The 20924-nt window shown below is 69.3% G+C and carries 22 protein-coding genes; 9 read left to right on the plus strand and 13 right to left on the minus strand.

The genetic code is table 11. The features are described from left to right. Positions 1-46: 46 nt before the first annotated feature. From JWP54_RS11765 to JWP54_RS11775, 3 genes are all read right to left on the minus strand, one after another. Positions 47-496 carry a hypothetical protein gene (locus JWP54_RS11765; protein WP_297372174.1) on the minus strand — a complete coding sequence of 150 codons (450 nt, stop codon included), beginning with the start codon at positions 494-496 and terminating at the stop codon, positions 47-49. Between the two features lie 21 nt (positions 497-517). Continuing rightward, positions 518-880, minus strand: a complete 363-nt coding sequence (locus JWP54_RS11770) for a hypothetical protein (RefSeq protein WP_297372177.1) — start codon at positions 878-880, stop codon at positions 518-520. A gap of 185 nt (positions 881-1065) precedes the next feature. Further along, positions 1066-1707 (minus strand): cryptochrome/photolyase family protein, encoded by a 642-nt coding sequence (locus JWP54_RS11775; RefSeq protein WP_297372180.1) that lies wholly within the window; start codon positions 1705-1707, stop codon positions 1066-1068. 92 nt (positions 1708-1799) lie between these two features. On the opposite strand from JWP54_RS11775, the gene JWP54_RS11780 reads away from it, so the two are divergent. After that, positions 1800-2072, plus strand: coding sequence for a hypothetical protein (locus JWP54_RS11780; RefSeq protein WP_297372184.1), 273 nt, complete (start codon positions 1800-1802; stop codon positions 2070-2072). A gap of 96 nt (positions 2073-2168) precedes the next feature. Here the strand turns inward: JWP54_RS11780 and ychF are convergent, their stop codons facing one another. Further along, complete coding sequence (ychF, locus tag JWP54_RS11785) at positions 2169-3242, minus strand: redox-regulated ATPase YchF (protein ID WP_297372187.1); 1074 nt, start codon at positions 3240-3242, stop codon at positions 2169-2171. A gap of 118 nt (positions 3243-3360) precedes the next feature. On the opposite strand from ychF, the gene JWP54_RS11790 reads away from it, so the two are divergent. Beyond that, positions 3361-3978, plus strand: a complete 618-nt coding sequence (locus JWP54_RS11790; protein WP_297372191.1) for an exonuclease domain-containing protein — start codon at positions 3361-3363, stop codon at positions 3976-3978. Between the two features lie 37 nt (positions 3979-4015). Here JWP54_RS11790 and JWP54_RS11795 read toward each other — a convergent pair whose 3' ends face one another. After that, positions 4016-4207: a hypothetical protein gene (locus JWP54_RS11795; RefSeq protein ID WP_297372194.1), complete on the minus strand. Its 192-nt coding sequence runs from the start codon at positions 4205-4207 to the stop codon at positions 4016-4018. 127 nt (positions 4208-4334) lie between these two features. Here JWP54_RS11795 and rmuC point away from each other — a divergent pair, with 127 nt between their 5' ends. Beyond that, positions 4335-5660 (plus strand): DNA recombination protein RmuC, encoded by a 1326-nt coding sequence (rmuC, locus tag JWP54_RS11800; RefSeq protein ID WP_297372197.1) that lies wholly within the window; start codon positions 4335-4337, stop codon positions 5658-5660. Positions 5661-5700: 40 nt separating this feature from the next. Here rmuC and JWP54_RS11805 read toward each other — a convergent pair whose 3' ends face one another. The 8 genes from JWP54_RS11805 to JWP54_RS11840 all read right to left on the minus strand — a co-directional run bounded on the left by JWP54_RS11805 (position 5701) and on the right by JWP54_RS11840 (position 11334). Next, positions 5701-6585: an EamA family transporter gene (locus JWP54_RS11805; protein ID WP_297372200.1), complete on the minus strand. Its 885-nt coding sequence runs from the start codon at positions 6583-6585 to the stop codon at positions 5701-5703. A 168-nt stretch (positions 6586-6753) separates the two neighbouring features. Beyond that, positions 6754-7206: a pilus assembly protein TadG-related protein gene (locus JWP54_RS11810; RefSeq protein WP_297372203.1), complete on the minus strand. Its 453-nt coding sequence runs from the start codon at positions 7204-7206 to the stop codon at positions 6754-6756. 8 nt (positions 7207-7214) lie between these two features. Further along, positions 7215-7691, minus strand: a complete 477-nt coding sequence (locus JWP54_RS11815; protein ID WP_297372206.1) for a hypothetical protein — start codon at positions 7689-7691, stop codon at positions 7215-7217. Next, positions 7660-8019: a TadE/TadG family type IV pilus assembly protein gene (locus tag JWP54_RS11820; protein WP_367274216.1), complete on the minus strand. Its 360-nt coding sequence runs from the start codon at positions 8017-8019 to the stop codon at positions 7660-7662. The genes JWP54_RS11815 and JWP54_RS11820 overlap by 32 nt, the downstream gene beginning before the upstream one ends. Positions 8020-8076: 57 nt before the next feature. Next, positions 8077-8262: a hypothetical protein gene (locus tag JWP54_RS11825; protein WP_297372213.1), complete on the minus strand. Its 186-nt coding sequence runs from the start codon at positions 8260-8262 to the stop codon at positions 8077-8079. A gap of 50 nt (positions 8263-8312) precedes the next feature. Then, complete coding sequence (locus JWP54_RS11830; protein ID WP_297372216.1) at positions 8313-9257, minus strand: type II secretion system F family protein; 945 nt, start codon at positions 9255-9257, stop codon at positions 8313-8315. Continuing rightward, positions 9245-10105: a type II secretion system F family protein gene (locus JWP54_RS11835; protein WP_297372219.1), complete on the minus strand. Its 861-nt coding sequence runs from the start codon at positions 10103-10105 to the stop codon at positions 9245-9247. The genes JWP54_RS11830 and JWP54_RS11835 overlap by 13 nt, the downstream gene beginning before the upstream one ends. Further along, the gene (locus tag JWP54_RS11840; RefSeq protein WP_297372221.1) at positions 10102-11334 is read right to left on the minus strand and encodes a CpaF family protein; all 1233 of its coding nucleotides are present in this window, start codon (positions 11332-11334) and stop codon (positions 10102-10104) included. Before JWP54_RS11840 ends, JWP54_RS11835 begins: the two co-directional genes overlap by 4 nt. A 225-nt stretch (positions 11335-11559) precedes the next feature. Here JWP54_RS11840 and JWP54_RS11845 point away from each other — a divergent pair, with 225 nt between their 5' ends. From JWP54_RS11845 to JWP54_RS11870, 6 genes are read left to right on the plus strand one after another with little or no spacing between them, the layout of a single operon-like run. Next, entirely contained in the window at positions 11560-13158 is a 1599-nt protein-coding gene (locus JWP54_RS11845; protein ID WP_297372224.1) for an APC family permease, read from the plus strand. Positions 13159-13216: 58 nt separating this feature from the next. Then, positions 13217-14065 (plus strand): urea amidolyase associated protein UAAP1, encoded by an 849-nt coding sequence (locus JWP54_RS11850; RefSeq protein ID WP_297372227.1) that lies wholly within the window; start codon positions 13217-13219, stop codon positions 14063-14065. Next, a complete protein-coding gene (locus tag JWP54_RS11855; protein ID WP_297372230.1) occupies positions 14062-14814 on the plus strand; it encodes an urea amidolyase associated protein UAAP2 in 753 nt (250 codons plus the stop codon). Before JWP54_RS11850 ends, JWP54_RS11855 begins: the two co-directional genes overlap by 4 nt. Then, positions 14811-18461 carry an urea carboxylase gene (uca, locus tag JWP54_RS11860; protein ID WP_297372233.1) on the plus strand — a complete coding sequence of 1217 codons (3651 nt, stop codon included), beginning with the start codon at positions 14811-14813 and terminating at the stop codon, positions 18459-18461. The genes JWP54_RS11855 and uca overlap by 4 nt, the downstream gene beginning before the upstream one ends. Continuing rightward, a complete protein-coding gene (gene atzF / locus JWP54_RS11865) occupies positions 18461-20152 on the plus strand; it encodes an allophanate hydrolase (protein WP_297372236.1) in 1692 nt (563 codons plus the stop codon). Before uca ends, atzF begins: the two co-directional genes overlap by 1 nt. A gap of 55 nt (positions 20153-20207) precedes the next feature. After that, a complete protein-coding gene (locus JWP54_RS11870) occupies positions 20208-20912 on the plus strand; it encodes a TetR/AcrR family transcriptional regulator (protein ID WP_297372239.1) in 705 nt (234 codons plus the stop codon). Positions 20913-20924: the final 12 nt, after the last annotated feature.

Below are 20924 nucleotides of genomic sequence, written 5' to 3' on the forward strand. Positions count from 1 at the left end.
GGTGACGGAGGGCACCGGTCGCTGTCCTGATCTTGCCACTACGCGCTCATCCGTGGGGAGGCCGGCACAGGGGCCTCAGGGGCCTCCCTCGAGGCCCCCCGAGCAGCGACGTGCCCCGACCGACGTCGAGAAGTACCAGGGCGCGGCGCCGATGGCCGTCCCGGATGTCCGCGTCCATGTCGTCGAGAAGGGAGAGGACCAATCTCATGCGCGGGTTGGGTTCCAGCACCGTCCGGTGGTCCTCGATGAACGTCCAGTACAGACCGTCCCAGTCGGCCGCCCATTCTCCCGCCGGAAGGTCCGACATCTTCCGCAGGTAGTTGCTCCCCGACACATAGGGCTTCGTGGTGATCTTCGGCCCCGCGGCGAACTGGCTCATCGCGTAGACGTTGGGCACCATCACCCAGTCGTACGCGTCGATGAACATCTCCGTGAACCACTCGTAGACCGCATCGGGATGGATTCGCAGCAGGGACATCGCGTTGCCGAGCACCATGAGCCGCTCAATGTGATGGGCCTACCCGGTGGCCAGTACACGGGAGATCACCATGTCCACGGGCGCCAGGCCGGTGGTCGCGTCCCACCAGCCGTCCCCGAGCGCGTTCTGGTGGTCGAGCCGGTTGGCGGTGCGCATCTGGCGGCCCTGGGTTCGGTAGGTGGCGCGCATGTACTCCCGCCAGCCGATCAGCTGCCGAACAAACCCCTCTACGGATGCCAGCGGTGTGTTCTCGTCGGCACCGTCGAGTACCGCCTGGAGCACCTCCCTCGGGTCGAGCAGGCCGATGTTCAGCGCGGCGGTGAGCAGACCGTGGTTGATGAACGGATGCTCCGTGGAGATGGCGTCTTCGAAGGGTCCGAAATCGATCAGACGATCGTGCACGAATTCCCGCAGGTGTTCCTGGGCTTCGGCCGCGCTCGTGGGCCAGGCGAACAGCTGAGGTCGCCCGGGGCGTCCGGGAATTCGGCGCGGACCCACCCGATCGCGCTGCTCACCTCGGGAGCCACCGGGTCGTCGTTCCCATCGGCGTCGGCCATCAGGGCATCGAGATCGAAGGTTCCCTCGCGCTAGAGCACCGGATGGTGCGCGAACCGGCCCACCGAGTGCGGTGTGTACCCGCGCGGCAGCTTCTTGCGGTTCTCCGTGTCGAACGACCACCTGCCGCCGACGGGATTGCCGTCGACGAGGAGGATGCCGAGCCGGCGGCGTTGCCACTCGTAGAAGTCCTGCATGCAGGAGTCGTTGCGGGAGAACCAGTCGTCGATCTGCGCACGGTCGGTGGGGAAGTTCGGTGTCTCCAGGATGTCAGCGGAGCGCATCCGATACCCGCCCTGGGCGAGACCGGCGACCAGGTGTTGCTCGAGCCAGTCATCGACAACGTCGAACCACGCGACCAGGTTTGGCCGGCGGGTGCGGACGAAGTCGGCGAGCTGATCGTGGGAGCTACGCCCAGGATCGCTCTGGAGAACGACAACCTCGTAGCCCAGCCCGCGCAAACGCCCCGCGAAGCGGCCCATGGACGCGCGGTGCAGCACCAGCTTGTGCGAGTGGAACCGGTATTGGCGGAAGAGCAGGTCGTGCTCGATGAGCACGAAGACGGTGTCGCCCGGCGCATCCAGATGCTGTTGGAAGAGCTGATGCGGCAACACCAAGCGCACCGGTGGGCCGTCGTTCTTACCCGCGTGCGGCAATGTTCCTGCAGCGATCATGTTGACTCCCAGAGTTACCGATGCACCTTCAGTCTCAAGCGGTATTCTTCTACAATGACCCAGTCGGAGCTCGACCACCGATGCCTTCAGTCGTGAGCAGGATGAAGCCCCGCGATGAGTACTTCTCCCGCGAGGACCGCTATTCGCTCGGTGTCGATGAAGAATCGGGGCGCACTTACGCGTCGTTTCCGGTGAACAGCAGCGCCGTGACCTACGAGGAGTTCTACGAGCTCAGTGCTGACCAGTACCGCCGGTGGCTCGCCGACCCGGTCATTGCCGTCGCCTTCATCGAGGAGTGCCGCCGGCACGAGCACGACGACCTCCTCATGCAACAACCCGGTTGGAACAGGGGCACACCCGTGTGATGGCTCCCGGCGAGCCCTGTGGGCTCGCGCCACGAGCGTGATTCGGATCTCCGCGGACAGGCTCGCGAGGTCGGCCTCATGGCCTTACATTTTGTCTCAGTTGTTGAAGCGGAACTCCACCACGTCGCCGTCCTGCATGACGTATTCCTTACCCTCGATGCGGGCCTTGCCCTTGGCGCGGGCTTCCACCACGGAGCCGGCGTCGACGAGGTCCTGGAAGCCGAAGACCTCTGCCTTGATGAAGCCCTTCTGGAAGTCGGTGTGGATGACTCCGGCGGCCTGCGGCGCGGTCCAGCCCTTGTGGATGGTCCAGGCGCGCGTTTCCTTGGGTCCCGCAGTGAGGTAGGTCTGCAGGCCCAGGGTGTCGAAGCCGATGCGGGCGAGCTGGTTCAGTCCGCTCTCCTCCTGGCCGGTGGACGCCAGCATCTCGGCGGCGTCCTCTTCGTCTAGTTCGGCGAGCTCGGATTCGAGCTTGGCGTCGAGGAACACGGCGTTGGCGGGGGCGACGAGGTCGGCCAGCACGGCGAGCTTCTCGGCATCCTGCAGCACGGCCTCGTCGACGTTGAAGACGTAGATGAACGGCTTGGTGGTGAGCAAGCCGAGTTCGCGGATGGGCTCCACGTCGATCTTCGAGGCCGACAGCGGTTTGCCGGTGTCGAGGAAGGCCTGCGCTTCGAGGGCGGTCTTGAGCACGATCGGGTCGAGCTTGCGACCCTTGGTCTCCTTCTCGTACCGCACGAGCGCCTTTTCCAGCGTCTGCATGTCGGCCAGAACCAGCTCCGTGTTGATGGTCTCCATGTCGCCGGCCGGGTTCACGGCGCCGTCGACGTGCACCACGTCGGGGTCCGCGAAACCGCGGATGACCTGCGCGATGGCGTCGGCCTCCCGAATGTTCGCCAGGAACTTGTTACCAAGGCCCTCACCCTCGCTGGCGCCGCGCACGATGCCGGCGATGTCGACGAACGACACCGGCGCCGGCAGGATCCGCTCGCTGCCGAAGACCGTCGCCAGCTTGGCGAGTCGGTGGTCGGGCAGGTTGACGATGCCGACGTTCGGCTCGATGGTGGCGAACGGGTAGTTCGCCGCGAGCACGTTGTTCTTGGTCAGCGCGTTGAAGAGGGTGGACTTGCCAACATTGGGCAGTCCGACGATTGCAATAGTAAGAGCCACGAGAGTCAATGGTACCGGCTCAACTTGACCGTCGTTCTGCCGCGTGTTTTCGCGGCACGCGCGGCCGGGCGGATGCGGGGCGGCACGGCGGTGTCGGTAGCGCGTGAGACCATGAGGCGTGCCCGTCAATTTCACCGCCATCGATTTCGAAACCGCCAACTCTTCGGCTGCCTCGGCCTGCTCCGTGGGGTTGGTGAAGGTGCGCGACGGCGTCGTCGTCGACAAAATAGGCTGGTACATCCGGCCGCCGCTGGGCCATGACTTGTTTCAGGAGTGGAACATCCGCATCCACGGTATCTACCCCGAGCAGGTGGCGGATGCGCTCAGCTGGTCGCAGCAGCTGCCCGACCTCGTCGACTTCGCCGACGGGGACGTTCTCGTGGCGCACAATGCCGGCTTCGACCTGGGCGTGATCAAGACCGCGTCCACGATCACCGGCATGGACGTGCCCGACTTCCGGTACGTCTGCAGCCTGCAGGTGGCCCGCAAGACCTACCACCTCGACTCCTACCGGCTGCCGGTCGCCGCGATGGCCGCCGGTTTCGAGGACTTCGCGCACCACGACGCCCTGGCCGACTCGGAGGCCTGCGCCGCCATCATGATCCATGCCGCCGACCGGCACGGGGCCGACAGCATCGAGGACCTGGCGCGCATCTGCGGCGTCAACGTCGGCGTGATCGGCCCGGTCGCCGCCCAGGAGCACCGCGCTACGCACGGCCCGATGGCACTGAGCTAACTCACGCTGCACCAACCCACGCTGCGCTCAGCGCGCGTCAGTCGCGCCTGGGCCGACCGGTCAGGCGGCGGAACCAGGCGGAGAGCCGGCCTGTCTGCCGGTCGGTGAACTGGTTGGACAGTTTCAAGGACTCTTCGACCAGGTCACCGCCGATGAAGATCGACTCCAACCCGCGGAGGGCGCGCTGTTCCTGCTCGGTCGCCCGCCGTCTGCGCTCCTGGTCGTCCATGCGGCCCGAGCCTACGCCACCGGGCGCGAGCCAAGGCGGATGCGGCCGAACCATGCCCCGACGCGCTGCGACCGCGACTCGCGCCCGGCCTGCCGGCGGTGTCGGTGGCCGCTGTCAGACTGGCCGCATGGATCTCCTCGCGCTTCTCTTCGGCCTCGTTCTCGGTGCAGTCCTCGGCGCGCTCGGAAGCGCCCTGCTCCTGCAGCGCCGTCGGTCGGCCACCCCGACCGGCGAGAACCCGGCGGTACTCGAAGCCCGGCACCAGGTGCTGCTGACCGAGACCCGCGCCCGGGAGGCCGCCGTGCAATCGCTGTTGCGGGAGGAACTCGCCTCGATGCAGGCCACCGCCGACGGGCTGCGCGACCAGATTGCTGAGCAGAAGCGGCAGTACCGGGACATCGTCGACCGGCAGCACGACGACCAGGCCGCCCGCACCGAGCGTGACCGGCAAGAGAGCCAGGTGCTGCAGGCCCTGGCCCCGGTGAAGGACGGCCTCGCGAACATGCAGCAGAAGGTCGCCGAGCTCGAGCTGCAGCGCAGCCTGCAGCACGGTGAGCTGACCGAACAGCTGCGCTCGGCCACGGAGTCCGAGGAGCGCCTGCGCAGCACCGCCGAGTCGCTCGCCTCGGCCCTGCGCGCCAACAACACCCGCGGTGTCTGGGGCGAGACCCAGCTGCGCAGTGTGGTGGAGGCGGCCGGGCTCATCGAGCGGGTCGACTTCGACGTGCAGTCCAGCATCCACTCCGACGCCGGCGCCGGCCGGCCCGACATGGTCGTGCACCTGCCCGGCGGCAAGAACATCGCCGTCGACGCCAAGGTTCCTTTCACCGCGTTCCTGGAGGCCAGCCAGATCCCCGCCACGGCCACCGGCGTCGACGGAGCCCAGCGTGCTGTCTTCATGAAAGCGCACGTGAAGGCGGTGCGTGACCATGTCACGGCGCTGGGCAGCAAGGCCTACTGGCAGGGCCTTGACGCTTCCCCCGAACTCGTGATCGCGTTCATTCCCAGCGAGTCGTTGGTGTCTTCGGCGCTGGAAGCCGACCCGTCGCTGATGGAATTCGCGTTCAGTAAGCGCGTTGCCCTGGCGTCCCCCGTCACCCTGTGGTCGGTGCTGAAGACCGTGGCGTTCAGCTGGCAGCAGGACGTGCTCACGCACGACGCCCAGGTGCTCTTCGACCTCAGCCGGGAGCTGTACTCCCGGCTGGCCACCACGGCCACCCACATCGAGAAGCTCGGCCGTGCCATCGAGCGCACAGTCAAGGATTACAACGGTTTCGTCGGCTCGATGGAACGCCAGGTGCTGCCCACCGCCCGCAAGCTCAACGCTCTGAACGAATCGAAGGTGCTGGCCCCGCTGGTCGGAATCGAGGAGACCCCGCGCGAGCTGGTGGCCTACGAATTCGTGGCCGCCCTCGAAACCGACGCCCTCGAAGCGATCCCCACCCGCGACTGACTCGCGTTCCGCTTCATCGAATGCCGCATCCACTTGCCGCCTACGGGATGGCGCGGGCCGTGCGTTCGAGGTCGGACACCGGCTGGTCCCGCTGGGTGGCGATCGAGGCGCCGGCGGCCACGCACACGGCGAGAATCGCCAGCTGCTGCTGCACCAGCAGGCTCTCGCCCAGCACCAGCACGCCGAAGACCGCGCCGAAGACCGGGCCGAAGCTGGTGATGATCGCGTACAGGCGCGGGGTGATGCGTCGCAGGATGAAGGTGTCCAGCGTGTACGGGAACGCCGACGACAGCACGCCAACGGCCACGAGCAAGCCGACGATTCCCCAGTTCAACGTGGAGTAATCCACCGTGACCAGTGCCAGCGGAACGAGCAGCACCAGGCTGACCACGCTGGCGATGGTGATGCCCTCCAGGCCCGGCAGTTGCGTGGCCACTCGCCGGGTGAGCAGGATGTAGCCGGCCCAGGCGGCCGCCGCGGTGAGCGCCAGGGCGATGCCGAACGGGTCGAGCGTGCCATCCGACCACGTCAGCAGCAGCACCCCCGCGGCCGCGACGGCCGCGCAGATGAAGTCGAGGAAGCGTCGGGATGCCGCCAGCGCCACGGCAAACGGGCCCAGGAACTCGATCGTCGCGGCCACGCCAAGGCCGAGACGGGCGACCGACTCATAGAAGGTGAGGTTCATCACCGCAAGGACCACGCCGAGCAGCAACGCCGGCCAGAGCCGGGCCCAGGTGAACGTGACGAACTTCGGCCGGTAGAACGGCAACACGGTGATGGCCATCACAAGCTGGCGCACGGCCACGACCACGGGTGAGCCGACCATCGGAATGAGCAGCCCGGCCAGGGACGACCCGTAGTTGATGGTCACTTCGGTGATGAGCTGGGCTCCGGCTCCGGTGAGGCGGTCACGCTGTGCTGTCACTGTTCTCCCCCGCCGGCCGGATGCCGCACTCCGACGACACTACCGGCGATCAGTCGTCGACAGCGGCCGGACTCAACCCACCAAGCGCCCGAGCGACGCCGCGCGGTCCTCGATCTCAGCGACGCCGTCGAAGACCGCGCGCGGGATAGACCAACAGCAGTATGCGGGTCAGTGGAACACCGACCGGGCGACCGCCGTCACCTCCACCGGCAGGCCGTCCGGAACGAACAGGGTGAGCACCGGCGGCCGCCACCAGGCCTGCAGGGTTACCGTGGCGCTCTGGCCATCGACGGTGTCGGCGCGTGAGAGCACCAGGCCCTCGACGCCCGGATGCGGCGCCGCGGCCAGGTAGGCACTGGCCGCGGCGCGGATCTCCGGGCTGGTCAGCGCGGCATGCAGCTCGCCGGCGTCGACCGCGACGGCGTCGAGCGGGAACGATTCGGCGCCCGCGAGCGCCGCACCGTCCGCCAGGGTGAAAAGCTTCTTCCGTTCGAGGTACAGGCTGGTCGCGGCGACCACGATCAGCACCACGAGCAGCGCCAGGAACCCGTAGAAGATCGTCAGGAGCAGGGTGGTCCCTTCCTCGCCGTGGGGCCTGCCGCGTACCGCTGCCGGTTGCATCCGTATCCTCAGCCCTCGTGCCAGAATCTGGACACGGTCTGGGTCGCCGAAGCCTGGAGCGGGATGCTGCCGGCGTGCGAATGGGTGAGCACGGTGGGCACGAACGGCAGGGCCACCTGCACGCGCACCGTCACGGTGACCACCGTGCGACGGGACAGGCAGACGCGGCCGCCCGCGCAGCCGATGCTCACCTGAGCGGTGGCCGCGTCGATGCCGTAGTCGGCCAGGCCGACCAGGACCGCCCGTTCGGCGCGGGCCTCGGCTTCGGCCGGGGTCGGCGCCAGTACGTATACGCGCGCCGCCTGCCGGGCCGCACCCTCCACCGCGAAGGCGCCACCCTGCAGCACCGACATCGCCAGCACCAGGTACACCAGCGGTACCAACAGGATCAGCCCGACCGTGATGAACTCAAGCGACGCGGATCCCGACTCGCCGGCGAGCGCCGCCCGCCATTCACTCGGTCGCCAACCCCTCGACGGCGGCATGCCCCTCCACCTCCAACCCGCGGCTCATGCCCAGCAGGCCGAACAGCGGCAGCGGCGCCACGACCCGGACCCGCACGCCGGGCTGCCCGGCCACGTCCACGTAGCTGGCCGAGACGTCCACGGCATACGCCGGCCCGAGCGCTGACGTGATCAGGTCTCGGCTGCGGGTGGCGCCCTGGTCGAGTCCGCTGTCGGCCAGCGCAGCGTACCGCGCCCCCTCGGCGGCGGCATCCAGCACGGTGTTGCGGATGTGCAGCGCCAGCGCCAGCTGCAGCACGGCCAGGGTGAGCGCGGTCAGGAGGGCGGCCACCATCACGAATTCGGACAATACCGAGCCTCGTTCGGAGTCGCCCGGCGGCCAGCGCCAGCACCGCATCATGGCACGCTAGATGCCGCTGACTCGGTCGATGGCCTGCTCGAAAATGCCGCTGAGGGCGGGCCCGGCCAGCCCCCAGATGATCATGACGAGCCCGGCCGTCATCAGGGTGATCAGTACCCACCCCGGCACGTCCCCCCTCGCGTCGTGCAGCCCGGCGCGGATACGGTCCAGCAACTGAATGATGAGACTCACGGTGTCCTGCTTTCTCCTGGATGGTGCACGGCTGATGCGGTTGTCTAGCCCTAGAAACCGGCCTGCAGCACGAACAGGCCGGGAAAGATCGCGAACACGATGGTCATCGGCAGGATCAGGAACACCAGCGGCACCATCATCGCCACCTCCTTTTTCCCCGCCACCTCGAGCAGATGGCGTTTGGCTTCCTCCCGACCGTCCTGCGCCTGCGCCCGCAGCACTTCGGCGAGCGGAGAGCCGCGGTCGATCGCGCCGACCACCTGGTCGACGAACCGGGTCAGCGAGGTCAGGCGCATCCGGCGGGACAGTTCCGTGAGGGCGGTGGGAACGGACACGCCGGCGTGCACGTCACCGATCACCCCGGCGAACTCCCGGGACAATTCCCCTGACGTGCTCCGAGCGACTCGGCGCAGGGCGTCGAGGATGCCTTCCCCGGCGGCGAGGGACAGGGTGAGGAACTCGAGGATGGTGGGCAGTTCGCTGTCCATGCGGGCCAGTCGGGCCGTCGCGGCCCGCGTGAGCCGTAGGTCCCGCAGCACCACGCCGGCCGCCGCCGCCAGGCCGGGAGCCGCAATCTGCACGACCAGTGGCCACGCCCGGCCCACCGGCGTGCCGAGCACAGTGAGCAGGCCGGCGGCCAGGCCCAGCAGCCCCCACACGAGCTGCTCGGCGCGGAACGCCTCAACGGTGCGGGTGGAGCCGGACTGGTGCAGCCTCCGGGCAACAACGTCCGCGCCGCCGAGCAGACCGGCGAGGGTGTGAACCAGCGCTTCGAACACCGGCGAGAACAGGGTGCCGAGCACGGGGATCGGGTCGACCGAGCGGCGGCCGACCACCACCCGGGCCTCCGCCGAGACGTCCAGCAGGTAGGGCGCCAGCCGGTTCACGACCCGGGGGCGGCTCAGCCGCGGGACCAGGCTCACCAGCGACCAGAGGCCGATGCCCAGCACCGAACCGAAGAAGGCGCCCCAGGCGGAGGCGGTCACCGGAACCACCGGCGTTCCTCGGGCAGGCGCCCCAGGGCGAGCATCACCCGGTAGGCCAGCACCGACACCGTGAGGCCGCCGAGGATCACGACGGTGCCGGCTGCCGTGTTGAAGGCCTGCGCGGCCTCGGGCCGGGAACTGATCAGCACCAGAACTATCCACGGCGCCGCCACCCCCAGCCGGGCGGCGTTGACCACCCAGGACTGCTTGGCCTCGACCTCGGCGCGCACCGCGGCGTCCTGCCGCAGCCAGCTGGACAGGCTGCGCAGCACCACGGTGAGGTCGCTGCCGCCCACCTCCCTGGCCATCCGGAGGGTCTCGAGCAGCCGGTCCGCGAACGGGTCCGCGAGGGATGCCTTGAGCCGGTCGACGCTGTACCCGAAGTTGCCGGTGGCGCGGTACTCCCACTCGAACTCCGCGAAGGCGGTGCGGGTGACCACCGGCCCGGCCTGGGACAGGCTGCTCACGGCATCGGGCAGCGCCAGGCCGGAGCGCACCGCCGAGACCAGGTGGTCGACCACGTCCGGCCACACGGCCCGGTTGAGCCGGCGCCGCGCCCTGGCCCGCCAGAGCACGATCAGCGTCGGCAGGATCAGCCAGACCAGCCCGGCGACCACGGTGAGCGCCCGCACGCCCAGCACCGCCTCGGCGAGCGCGGCGGCGGCCACGGCGAGCACCCCCGAGATGGTGGCGAAGACAGACAGCGGCAGGGTGCCGAAACCGGCCTGGGCCAGGCGGGCCCGCCACCCCGCGAGCAGCGGACTGCCTCTGCTGCCGGATCGGGTCGCCGGCCAGAACAGCGGAGCGCTGAGCAGCACCAGGCCGGCGCCGAGCAGGCTGCCCAACAGCAGGATCATGCCGATCCCCTCCGCAATACCCCGACCGGGTCCAGGCCGGCGGCCCGGAACTTGGCGAGCTTGGTGGGGAAACCTCCGGTGTGTTCGAGCACGCCGTCCTTCATCAGGAACAGCGGGCTGGCCTCGATCGTGGCGCCGGTCAACTGCCCGCTCGGCGCGATGATCTCGGTCACCCGCCGACGCCCATGGCGGTCGATTCCGCAATGCACGACGATGTCGATGCACCCCGCAACGGTGGGTAGCACGAACGACGAGTCGATGTTGCGCCCGGCCAGCAGGGGCAGCGTCGACAGCTTGCGGAGGGCGTCCCTGGCGCTGTTGGCGTGGATCGAACACATGCCGGGCAGTCCGCTGTTCAGCGCGATGAGCAGATCGAGGCTTTCCGCCTCGCGCACCTCCCCCACCACCAACCGGTCGGGCCGCATCCGCAGCGATTCCTTGATCAGCCGGCGCAGGGTGATCTCGCCCGCGCCCTCCAGGCTCGGCTGCCGGCACTGCATCGCCACCACGTCACGGGCCCCCACGCTCAGCTCGAAGGTCTCCTCCACGGTGACGATCCGTTCGGTGCGGCGGGTGGCCGCCAGCAAGGCGTTGAGCATCGTGGTCTTGCCGGTGTGGGTGGCGCCGGAGACCAGGATGTTCTGGCCGCCACGCACGCACACTCGGAGGAAGTCGGCGGCCGGCTGGGTGAGCGCGCCCAGGGCGACGAGTTGGGTGAGGTCGCGGATGCGGCGGGTGAATTTACGTACGTTGACCGCCCAGTGCTTCTGCGTGATGTCCGGAATCACCACGTGCAGCCGGGACCCGTCGGGCAGCGACGCGTCCACGAACGGGGAAGACAGGTCGACCCGGCGGCCGGAGGCCTGCAGCATCCGCTCGACCAGGTCGCGCACCTCCCGCTCGGTGAGCACCATGGTCGTCAACTCCGGCACCCCGTCCCTGGCGACGAAGACCCGGCTCGGTGAGTTGATCCAGATCTCCTCGATCTCGGGGTCGTCAAGAAACGGCTGCAGGGCGCCGAAACCGGTCAGGGCGGCGACGACCTCCCTCGCGGCCTGGAACTCGTCGGCGAGAAGCGGCATCGACCCGCCGAGCGCTCGTTCGCTGTAGCGACGCACCTCATCGCGCACGTACTGGTCGGCCAGGCCGGCATCCCCGCCGAGGTCGGCACCGTCCCGGCGCACGCGCAGCCGCACCTGCTCGGTGATGATGCGCACGGCCTCACTCATGAAAGGAATCCTGCCCCGCGGGTCCGTCGGCGCGTGCGAGTTATCCACAGGCAGAACGGCGCCGCCGGGCACCGGGTGTCCGGGCGACGGCAACGGAAAAACTCGCTTTCGCCGAAATGTGCAATTAACAAACGCGAAACGGGGGCGCAACCGCCGTGAACCAGCATGAAACCTGTACCTGTCAATCGACAGATATTGGATATCTGCTCGCGGAAGGCCACCTCAATGAGTGCCCAGGAACCACCCTCGCTCCACGCCCCCGGATCCCCCACCAAAACCCCCAAGATCTATCGCCAGGAACTGCACCGGGGCGTCGGGTCGTTCGCCTCCTTCGCAGCCGGTTTCTCCTTCGTCTCGATCCTCACCACGGTCTTCCAGCTCTTCGGCCTAGGCTTCGGCCTCGGCGGCGCGGCGTTCTTCTGGACGTGGCCGCTCGTTTTCGCCGGCCAGCTGCTCGTGGCCCTCAACTTCGCCCAACTCGCCGCGCGGTGGCCCATCTCCGGGTCGATCTTCCAGTGGGCGAGCCGACTGGCCGGCACGACGTTCGGCTGGTTCACCGGCTGGGTGATGATCGTCGCCCAGACCCTGACCGTCGCCGTGGCTGCCATCGCTGTGCAGGCCGTGCTTCCGGCCATCTGGGCAGGTTTCCAGATCATCGGCGGGCCGACGGCCGACCCGTCACTCGGTTCCGCCACCGGCGCGCAGAACGCCGTGCTCCTGGGCGTCGGGCTTCTGGTGCTCACGACCGTCGTCAACATCCTGAGCGTTCGCATCATGGCCCTCGCGACCAGTGTGGGGGTGCTCATCGAGATCATCGGAGTGATCGTGGTGGTCGCAGCCCTGATGCTGCTGCCGGAGCGCAGCGCCGCGGTCGTCTTCACCACCGAGGGCGCCGCGCCGACGGACGACCCGTACATCTGGGCGTTCCTGGCGTCCTCGCTTATGGCCGCCTATGTGCTCGTCGGCTTCGACTCCGCGGGCGAGCTCGCCGAAGAGACCCACGCACCGCGCCGGACCATCCCCAAGACCATCGTGCGCGCGGTCATCGTGTCCGGTCTCGGCGGGGCGCTCCTCATCATCGCAACCCTCGTCGCCGCGCCCAGCCTCAGCGACGGCAGCCTCGCGTCCGGTGGCATCGCTTACGTCGTCACCGAGCGCCTCGGCCCGGTCTTCGGCCGGCTGCTGCTGGTCGCGGTGGCCGTAGCCGTCTTCGTCTGCACCCTCGCCGTGCAGACGTCCGGCTCGCGCATGATCTACTCGATGGCCCGGGAACGCGCCCTCCCGTTCTGGCGCACCCTGGCGAAGGTATCGCCGCGCACCGGAACACCGATCGCCACCAGCATCGTCATCGGTGTCGGCGCCGCCCTCGCCCTGGCCGTCAACTTCGGCCAAAGCGCCATATTCACCGCTCTCTCCAGCCTGTGCATCGCCATGCTCTACCTCGCCTACCTCGGGGTGACGCTGCCCATGCTGGTGCAGCGGCTCACCAAACGTGGCACCGACGTCGAGCACGGCCTGGACGAGGACGGCAAACCGCTCTTCACCCTGGGCCGGTGGGGCATCCCGCTGAACGCCCTGGCGGTCGCCTATCAAATCGGGATGGTCGTGAACCTGGTCTGGCCGCGCGCGGAGATCTACGACCTCACCGGCGAAACCTGGTGGCTGCAGTGGAGCGCGTTGCTGTTCATCGGCGCGACCCTCGTCGTCGGCTACCTCGTGCACCGCCGGAACCGCTCCAGGGACGGCGCCATCGACCTCGGCCACCTGCCGGGATCCGCCGAACACTCGGCCATCGGAACCCCCTCCGTCGCCACCCTGGCCTGACCAGACCCGGCCGCGCCGCCCGCCCCGATGCGGGCGGCGCCCCAACAGAAAGCACGTCATGCCCTCGAGAGCAGATCTCCACCAGACCGACAGCGTGGTGGCCGCCCGCGCCGACGCGCGAGCCCGTGCCACAGAAACGGCACCGTACCTGCCGTACCGCCCGGCGTCGACGTCACCGGTCGTCCCGCCGGGCGTCGATCCCGCCGCGCTCACCTGGGCGGAGACTGTCGCGCCCGGCGGCTACACCCACAAGGTTCTCGCCCGCGGCACCCGCATCCGCCTGGACGACCCGACCGGGCGGGCCTGCGCGAGCGTGATCCTCTACAACGCCCTCGAACCGAGCGAACGGCTGAATGTCGCCGACACCATCAAGATCCCCTGGCAGGCCTACCTCGGCGCCGGTCATCCGCTCCTCTCCGGGGACGGCCGGGCCCTGGCCAGCATCTCCGCCGACACCTCGGGCCACCACGACGCTTTCTGCGGTACGACAACGGATGCCTTCAGCACGGCGAGGTACGGGTCCGCCGATCCGCAGGGTCCCACCCCGTCCGGCCGGTCACGGTTCCTCCTCGCCGCGGCCAAGCACGGGCTCACCGGGCGCGACCTGCCGCCGAGCATCTCGTTCTTCCAGGGCGTCCACGTCGAGGCGGACGGCCAGCTCGTCTTCCGGGGCAGCGCCGGCGCCGGCGCCTACGTCGAACTGATTGCGGAGCTGCCGTTGATCGTCCTCATCGTCAACGTGCCGCACCCACTCGACCCGGCAGAGGATTACCTGGTCGGGCCGCTCCAGGTGCACGCCTGGCGGGGAGAGCCCACCACGGCGGCGGACGACAGGTTCACGGCCACCCCCGAGCTCACCCGCGCATACCTGAACTCGATCGACTACGCGGAGGCACGCGGACTATGACCATTCCCACCACCCACCCCGCCGGAACGCGCACCATCGAATCGACGGTGCCGGTCGGAGCGGTCTACGCCGCCGGCACCCCGATGGAGGAGTCCGGCCCGCTCGCCGACGGCCCCGTCGTCAGCGATGAGACGGTGGCCCCGCTGGCCCCGTGGTCCGGCGCCCTCCGGGCCGGTCAGGTCCTCACCATCGTCGACCTCGGCGGCAACCAGTCCGCCGATTTCCTGGTCTACAACGCCACCGAGACCGACGAGCGCTATTCGGTGCCGGACACCCTGGCCTGGCAGGCCAACGCCTACCTCCGCGAAGGCTCGGTGCTCCGGTCCAACCTGGGCCGGCCGCTGATGAGCGTGGTCGGCAATGAGATCGACCGCCAGGACACCATCGGCGGGGCGTGCTCCAAGGAATCCAACACCCTCCGTTACGGATATCACACCGAACACCAGCACGGCTGCCGGGAGAACTTCCTCAGTGAAGCCGCCCGATACGGCCTGGGCGCCCGGGACCTCGTCTCCAACATCAACTGGTTCATGAACGTCCCTGTCGAAGAGAACGGCACGCTCGGCATTGTCGACGGGATGTCCGCACCCGGCAAACGCGTCGCCCTGCGCGCCGAGATGGATGTGCTCGTGATCGTCTCGAACTGCCCCCAAATAAACAACCCTTGCAACGACTTCAATTGCACGCCGCTGCGGATGATCGTCACCGACGCCCCCGCAGCCGCCCCCACCGGAACGGATCACGCATGACCAGCGCCTTCGACACCCTCCTCGTCGCAAATCGCGGCGAGATCGCCCGGCGGATCATCCGCTCCGCCAAGACGATGGGCCTCCGCACCGTCGCGGTCTACTCCGACGCCGACCGCGCCGCCCCCCACGTGCGGGAAGCGGACGAGGCCGTCCGGCTCGGCCCCGCCCCGGCCAGGGAGTCCTACCTCGACATCGACACCATCCTCGCCGCTGCCGCCCAGCACGGCGCCGGCGCCATCCACCCCGGCTACGGGTTCCTGTCCGAGAACCTCGAGTTCGCCCGCCGGATCGAAGCCGAAGGTATCAGCTTCATCGGACCCACCGTCGATCAGATCGCCTCCTTCGGTGAGAAGCACACTGCGCGTGAACTCGCCGCCCTCGCCGGCGTGCCCATGCTGGCCGGCACCGGCCTGCTGTCCTCGGCGGACGAGGCCGTCGCCGCCGCCGAGCGCATCGGGCTGCCCGTCATGCTCAAGGCCACCGGTGGCGGTGGCGGGATCGGCATGCAGGCCTGCACCACCATCGACGAGGTCCGCGACGCCTACGACCGGGTGGCCCGGCTGGGCGAGAAGAACTTCGGCTCGGCCGGAGTGTTCCTCGAACGCCTGGTCCGGCCGGCGCGGCATGTCGAGGTACAACTCTTCGGCGCCGGCGACGGCCGCGTTGCCGTCATCGGCGATCGGGACTGCTCCCTCCAGCGCCGCAACCAGAAGGTCATCGAAGAAGCCCCGGCGCCCGCGCTCCCGGACGCCGTCCGGCGCCAACTGCACGACTCCGCACGGTCCCTGGCCTCCTCGGTGAAGTACCGCTCCGCCGGCACGGTCGAGTTCGTGTACGACCCGATCCGAGAGGAAGCCGCCTTCCTCGAAGTCAACACCCGCCTCCAGGTCGAACACCCGGTCACCGAAGAGGTCTACGGCGTCGACCTGGTCGCGATGATGCTCCGTCTCGCCCGCGACGGTGCCGACGGGATCGATCCGGCCGTCTTCACGACGCCGTTCGAGCCCGTCGGGCACGCCTTCGAGGCCCGCGTCTACGCGGAAGATCCGGCCAAGAGCGGGCTGCCCAGCTCCGGCCTGGTGACCCAGGCCGTCTTCCCCGGCTACGGCGGCCCCGCCCTCAGCGGTGTGCGCATCGACGGCTGGATCGAGACCGGCCTCGAGGTCTCCCCGTACTACGACCCGATGCTCGCAAAGGTGATCGCCGCCGCGCCCACCCGCGACACCGCTCTCGACCTGCTCCGCGAGGGCCTGGACGCCAGCCGGGTCGATGGCGTCGTCACCAATCTGGGGCTCCTGCGCTCGTTGACCGACGAGACGGCGCTGCGCGCCTCCGTGCACTCCACATCGACGCTGGAGACCACGGCGGACCCTGACCCGCGCATCGATGTTCTCGAGGCGGGCGCGATGACGACGGTGCAGGACATCCCCGGGCGCACCGGCTACTGGCAGATCGGCGTCCCGCCGAGCGGCCCCATGGACGCCGTCTCTCTCGCTGAGGCCAACCTGGCGGTGGGCAATCCCGCCGGGGCGCCGGGCCTGGAGATCACCGCCACCGGCCCGACCCTCCGGTTCAGCGCGGCCACCCTGTTCGCCCTGACCGGCGCCGGCGCCACGGCCACCCTCGACGGAGCCGCCGTGCCGATGTGGGAACCGGTCGAAGCGGCCGCCGGCAGCGTCCTGACCATCGGCACCCTGCCCGGCCCCGGGCAACGCGCCTACCTCGCCGTGCGCGGCGGGCTCGACGTTCCCCTGTACCTGGGCAGCGCTTCCACCTTCACGCTCGGCGGATTCGGCGGCCACGCCGGCCGCGCCCTGCTCCCCGGCGACGTGCTCCGGCCGGGCTCCCCCGACTCGGATGCGCCGCACCCGGCGTTCCCGACCGGCACCCGCCTGTCCCTGGTCGGCGGCCCCACCCCCGCCAACCGGCGCCCCGCAATCACCTCCACCTGGCAGATCGGCGTCACAGAGGGCCCGCATGGCGCGCCCGACTTCTTCACCCGAGTCGACATGGACGTCTTCTACGCCACCGACTACGAGGTGCACTACAACTCCGCCCGCACCGGCGTGCGTCTCGACGGTCCCCGGCCGGAATGGGCGCGGGAGGACGGCGGCGAGGCCGGCCTGCACCCGTCGAACATCCACGACAACCCCTACGCGATCGGCGCGATCGACTTCACCGGGGACACCCCGATCATCCTCGGACCGGATGGGCCGAGCCTGGGCGGTTTCGTCTGCCCCGCCGTGGTCGGAAGCGGCGATCTGTGGAAGCTCGGCCAGCTGCGCCCGGGTGACACCATCCGCTTCGTGCCGGTGCGGGAAGCCGACGCGGCCGGCCTCGTCGACAACCGCGCATCCTTCACCGTGAAGAGCTCCGGCGGAGACGGCGACGACGGCGTGATCGGCCGCCTCGAGCAGAACTCCGAGCGTCCCTCGGTGACCTACCGCCGCGATGGTGACGACAACCTCCTCGTCGAATACGGTGATCTCACCCTCGACCTCGGTTTGCGGATGCGCGTTCACGCTCTAATGACGAAGCTGACCGAAGAATCCCCGAAGGGCGTTCTCGAACTCACGCCGGGCATCCGCTCGTTGCAGATCCGCACCGACTCCGCCGAGCTCAGGGCCACCGCGCTGGCCGGACTGCTCCGCGAGATCGAGGACGACATTCCGGCCACGCACGAACTGGTCGTGCCCTCCCGCACGGTGCGGCTGCCGCTTTCCTGGGATGACCCTGCCACGCACCTGGCCATCGAGAGGTACATGAACGGCGTCCGCGCCGACGCGCCGTGGACCCCGTCGAACATCGACTTCATCCGCCGCATCAACGGCCTCCACTCGGTCGACGACGTGCTGAAAACCGTCTTCGATGCCACCTACCTGGTCCTGGGCCTCGGCGACGTCTACCTCGGCGCGCCGGTCGCCACCCCCCTTGACCCGCGGCACCGCCTGGTCACCACGAAATACAATCCGGCCCGCACCTGGACGGCGGAGAATTCCGTGGGCATCGGCGGCGCTTACATGTGCATCTACGGCATGGAAGGACCCGGCGGCTACCAGTTCGTCGGTCGCACCGTGCAGGTCTGGAACCGGTTCCGTCGCGGCGGACTCTTCGCCGACAACCCCTGGGCGCTTCGATTTTTCGACCGGATCGAGTGGTACCCGGTGGGCGCCGACGAACTTCTCGAACTGCGGGCCGAAACCGACGCCGGCCGTGGCGACTTCGCCACCGAGGAAGGCACCTTCGCCATCGCGGACTACCAGCGGTTCCTCGCGGAGAACTCCGCCTCCATCGAGGACTTCCGCGCCGTGCAGGCTGCGGCGTTCAGCGCTGAGAAGGACCGCTGGCGGGCGGCGGGCGAATTCGACGTCCGGCCCGACACCAAGGAGACCGCACCGGCGGATGCCGTGGTCGTCCCGGCCGGCGCCACCGCCGTCACCGCACCCTTCACGTCGACCGTCTGGCAGGTCGGCGTCGCGCCGGGCCAACGGGTGGTCGCGGGCGAGAAGCTGATGTCGCTCGAGGCGATGAAGATGGAGTCCTCCGTGACCGCCTCCGCCCACGGCACCATCACCGAAATCTATGTCCGTCCAGGAGACCAGGTGGCCCCCGGCCAGCCCCTCCTCGCCATCTCCGGAGCCCACTGATGCCCCATCCCACCGCAACCGATCGGGTGCGCGCCGCATACCAGCGCATCCGGGCGCTCGACCGGCCCGAAATCTGGATCAGCCTGCGCGAGGAGCAGGCCGCCCTCGACGACGCCGCCGCCATCGACGCCCGCGTTGCCGCTGGTGAGAATTTGCCATTGGCCGGAACCGTCGCGGGTGTCAAGGACAATATCGACGTCGCCGGACTGGACACCACCGCCGCCGCCCCCAGCTACCGCTACCGCCCGGAGTCGGACGCCACCGCGGTCGGTCGCCTGCGCGCCGCCGGAGCGATCGTGATCGGGAAGACCAATCTCGACCAGTTCGCCACCGGCTTGGTCGGAGCTCGCAGCCCGTACGGCGCCGTGCGTAATGCCTGGCGCCCCGACCGAATCTCCGGCGGGTCGAGTTCCGGTTCCGCCGTGGCCGTCGCGCTCGGGATCGTGGACGTGGCCCTCGGCACCGACACCGCCGGATCCGGTCGGGTGCCGGCAGCGCTGAACGGGATCATCGGCCTGAAACTCACCCGCGGACGCATCCCCACCACGGGGGTCGTCCCCGCCTGCCGCACCCTCGACTGCGTCACCGTTTTCGCCCGGGACCTGGCCACGGCGCGACAAACCGCGGAGCTCCTCGCCGGACCGGACGGCGCCGATCCGCTGGCCCGGACCGACGCGGAGGCCCGGCAGCACCTCCCTTCCGTTGGCCTTCCCGCCCGTCCCCGGGTCGGGGTGCCAGCCGCCGACCAGCTGGAGGGCCTGGCTCCGGGCTGGTCCGACGCCTTCCGCGACGCGGCGAACCGGCTGGCGGCGACGGGCGTCGACGTGGTCGACGTTGACATCGAGCCGCTCCTGCAGGCCGCGAAAATGCTCTACGACGGCGCCTTCGTGGCCGAACGCTACGCCGCGGTCGGCGCACACATCGACTCGCACCGGGAGCTGATCGGCACCGATCTCGACCCGTCCGTGGCCGCTATCGTGCTCGGCGGAGCCGACCGAACCGCCGTTGAACTCTTCCAGGACCGGGAAGAGCTCGACAGGTTGGCCGCTCTCGCGCGCGACGCCCTGGCCGGCTGCGACGCCCTGCTCACCCCCACGACGACCTGGCACCCGACCTTCGACGAGCTGGCCGCCGACCCGATCGGCGGCAACAGCAGAATGGGCAGGTACACGAACTTCGCCAACCTGCTCGACATGACGTCCCTCGCGATCCCCGCGGGCACGGTCGACGGCGCACCGTTCGGCGTGATGTTCACCGCCGCCGCCTTCCGCGACGGTGCCGTGCAGCAACTGGCCGAGCGGTTCCTTGCGCCCGCGCTGGAGGTCCTCGTCGTGGGCGCCCATCTCACCGACCAGCCCCTGAACCATCAGCTGGTCGCCGCGGGCGGCACCCTCGTCGGCAGTGCGACCACGAGTGCGGATTACGCGCTGTTCGCGCTTGACACCACTCCGCCGAAACCGGGGCTGCTCCGCGTGGAAAGGGCCGGGTCTGCGATCGTCGGTGAGGTGTGGTCGTTGCCGGCGGCTGGCTTCGGGGCTTTCGTTGCCGGCCTCCCCGCTCCCATGACCATCGGCAGCGTCTTGCTGGCCGACGGGCGACGGGTGCCCGGCTTCCTGTGCGAAGCGGTCGCGACGATCGGGGCCAAGAACATCAGCGGCCACGGCGGCTGGCTTGCCTGGTTACGCTCCTGACCGGGATGCTCCCCCTGCGACGCTCCGTGGTTCGGAGTGAGAACATGGAGAGACCATGACCTCCGCCCCGCCCACGAACAAGGCCGGCCGCCCCCGCGCGAACAACGACAGCCGGCGCTCGTCGTTGACCTCCCGGGAGCAGATCCTCGACGCCGCCGCCGCGCTCTTCGCCGAGGCCGGGTTCTCTGGGACGTCGACGCGCGCGATCGCCGACAGGGTCGGTATCCGCCAGCAATCGCTCTACTACCACTTCGCCGGAAAGGACGAAATCCTCGCTGAACTCCTCAGCGGCTCGGTGCGACCCAGCATCGAGTTCGTGTCCGACATCGAAGCTCGGGTGCCCGGGGAGATCAGTCCGGCCGGTGCCCTGTTCGCCCTGGCCAGCATGGATGCCCGCACCCTGCGCAACACCCCGCATAACATCGGCACCCTTTACCTGCTGCCCGAGATCCAGGATCCCCGGTATGACGCCTTCCGCAACCAGCGGATCGCGCTCCGGGCCATCTACGGCCGCCTCGGTGCCGCCGCTGCCGTGGCCGATGTGCGGGCGACCGTGAGCGAGGACCGCATCGGCGTCCTCCTGATCCAGCTGGCGGAGGTCGTGATCCAGCTGCGCCGGGATGAGGAGAGCGAGAGCGCCGACGACGATCAGACCATCGCCGCGTCCTGCCTTCGGGTTCTGGGGCTCTCCGCCGCCCAGATCGGGGCGGCGCGGGACGAGGCGGGCGCGGTCACGGCGGCAGCACTGCTCGCGCTCTAGACTGGAGCGGCA

This window comes from Cryobacterium sp., assembly GCF_025463825.1.
Lineage (GTDB): Bacteria > Actinomycetota > Actinomycetes > Actinomycetales > Microbacteriaceae > Cryobacterium.

Excerpts from the sequence above, each read along its gene's own strand:
- JWP54_RS11835 (WP_297372219.1), bottom strand. The coding sequence starts at position 10,105 with ATGATCCTGCTGTTGGGCAGCCTGCTCGGCGCCGGCCTGGTGCTGCTC.
- JWP54_RS11795 (WP_297372194.1), bottom strand. The coding sequence starts at position 4,207 with ATGGACGACCAGGAGCGCAGACGGCGGGCGACCGAGCAGGAACAGCGC.
- JWP54_RS11815 (WP_297372206.1), bottom strand. The coding sequence starts at position 7,691 with ATGCCGCCGTCGAGGGGTTGGCGACCGAGTGAATGGCGGGCGGCGCTC.
- JWP54_RS11840 (WP_297372221.1), bottom strand. The coding sequence starts at position 11,334 with ATGAGTGAGGCCGTGCGCATCATCACCGAGCAGGTGCGGCTGCGCGTG.
- JWP54_RS11810 (WP_297372203.1), bottom strand. The coding sequence starts at position 7,206 with ATGCAACCGGCAGCGGTACGCGGCAGGCCCCACGGCGAGGAAGGGACC.
- JWP54_RS11775 (WP_297372180.1), bottom strand. The coding sequence starts at position 1,707 with ATGATCGCTGCAGGAACATTGCCGCACGCGGGTAAGAACGACGGCCCA.
- JWP54_RS11870 (WP_297372239.1), top strand. The coding sequence starts at position 20,208 with ATGACCTCCGCCCCGCCCACGAACAAGGCCGGCCGCCCCCGCGCGAAC.
- rmuC (WP_297372197.1), top strand. The coding sequence starts at position 4,335 with ATGGATCTCCTCGCGCTTCTCTTCGGCCTCGTTCTCGGTGCAGTCCTC.
- JWP54_RS11855 (WP_297372230.1), top strand. The coding sequence starts at position 14,062 with ATGACCATTCCCACCACCCACCCCGCCGGAACGCGCACCATCGAATCG.
- uca (WP_297372233.1), top strand. The coding sequence starts at position 14,811 with ATGACCAGCGCCTTCGACACCCTCCTCGTCGCAAATCGCGGCGAGATC.
- atzF (WP_297372236.1), top strand. The coding sequence starts at position 18,461 with ATGCCCCATCCCACCGCAACCGATCGGGTGCGCGCCGCATACCAGCGC.
- JWP54_RS11850 (WP_297372227.1), top strand. The coding sequence starts at position 13,217 with ATGCCCTCGAGAGCAGATCTCCACCAGACCGACAGCGTGGTGGCCGCC.
- JWP54_RS11765 (WP_297372174.1), bottom strand. The coding sequence starts at position 496 with ATGGTGCTCGGCAACGCGATGTCCCTGCTGCGAATCCATCCCGATGCG.
- JWP54_RS11845 (WP_297372224.1), top strand. The coding sequence starts at position 11,560 with ATGAGTGCCCAGGAACCACCCTCGCTCCACGCCCCCGGATCCCCCACC.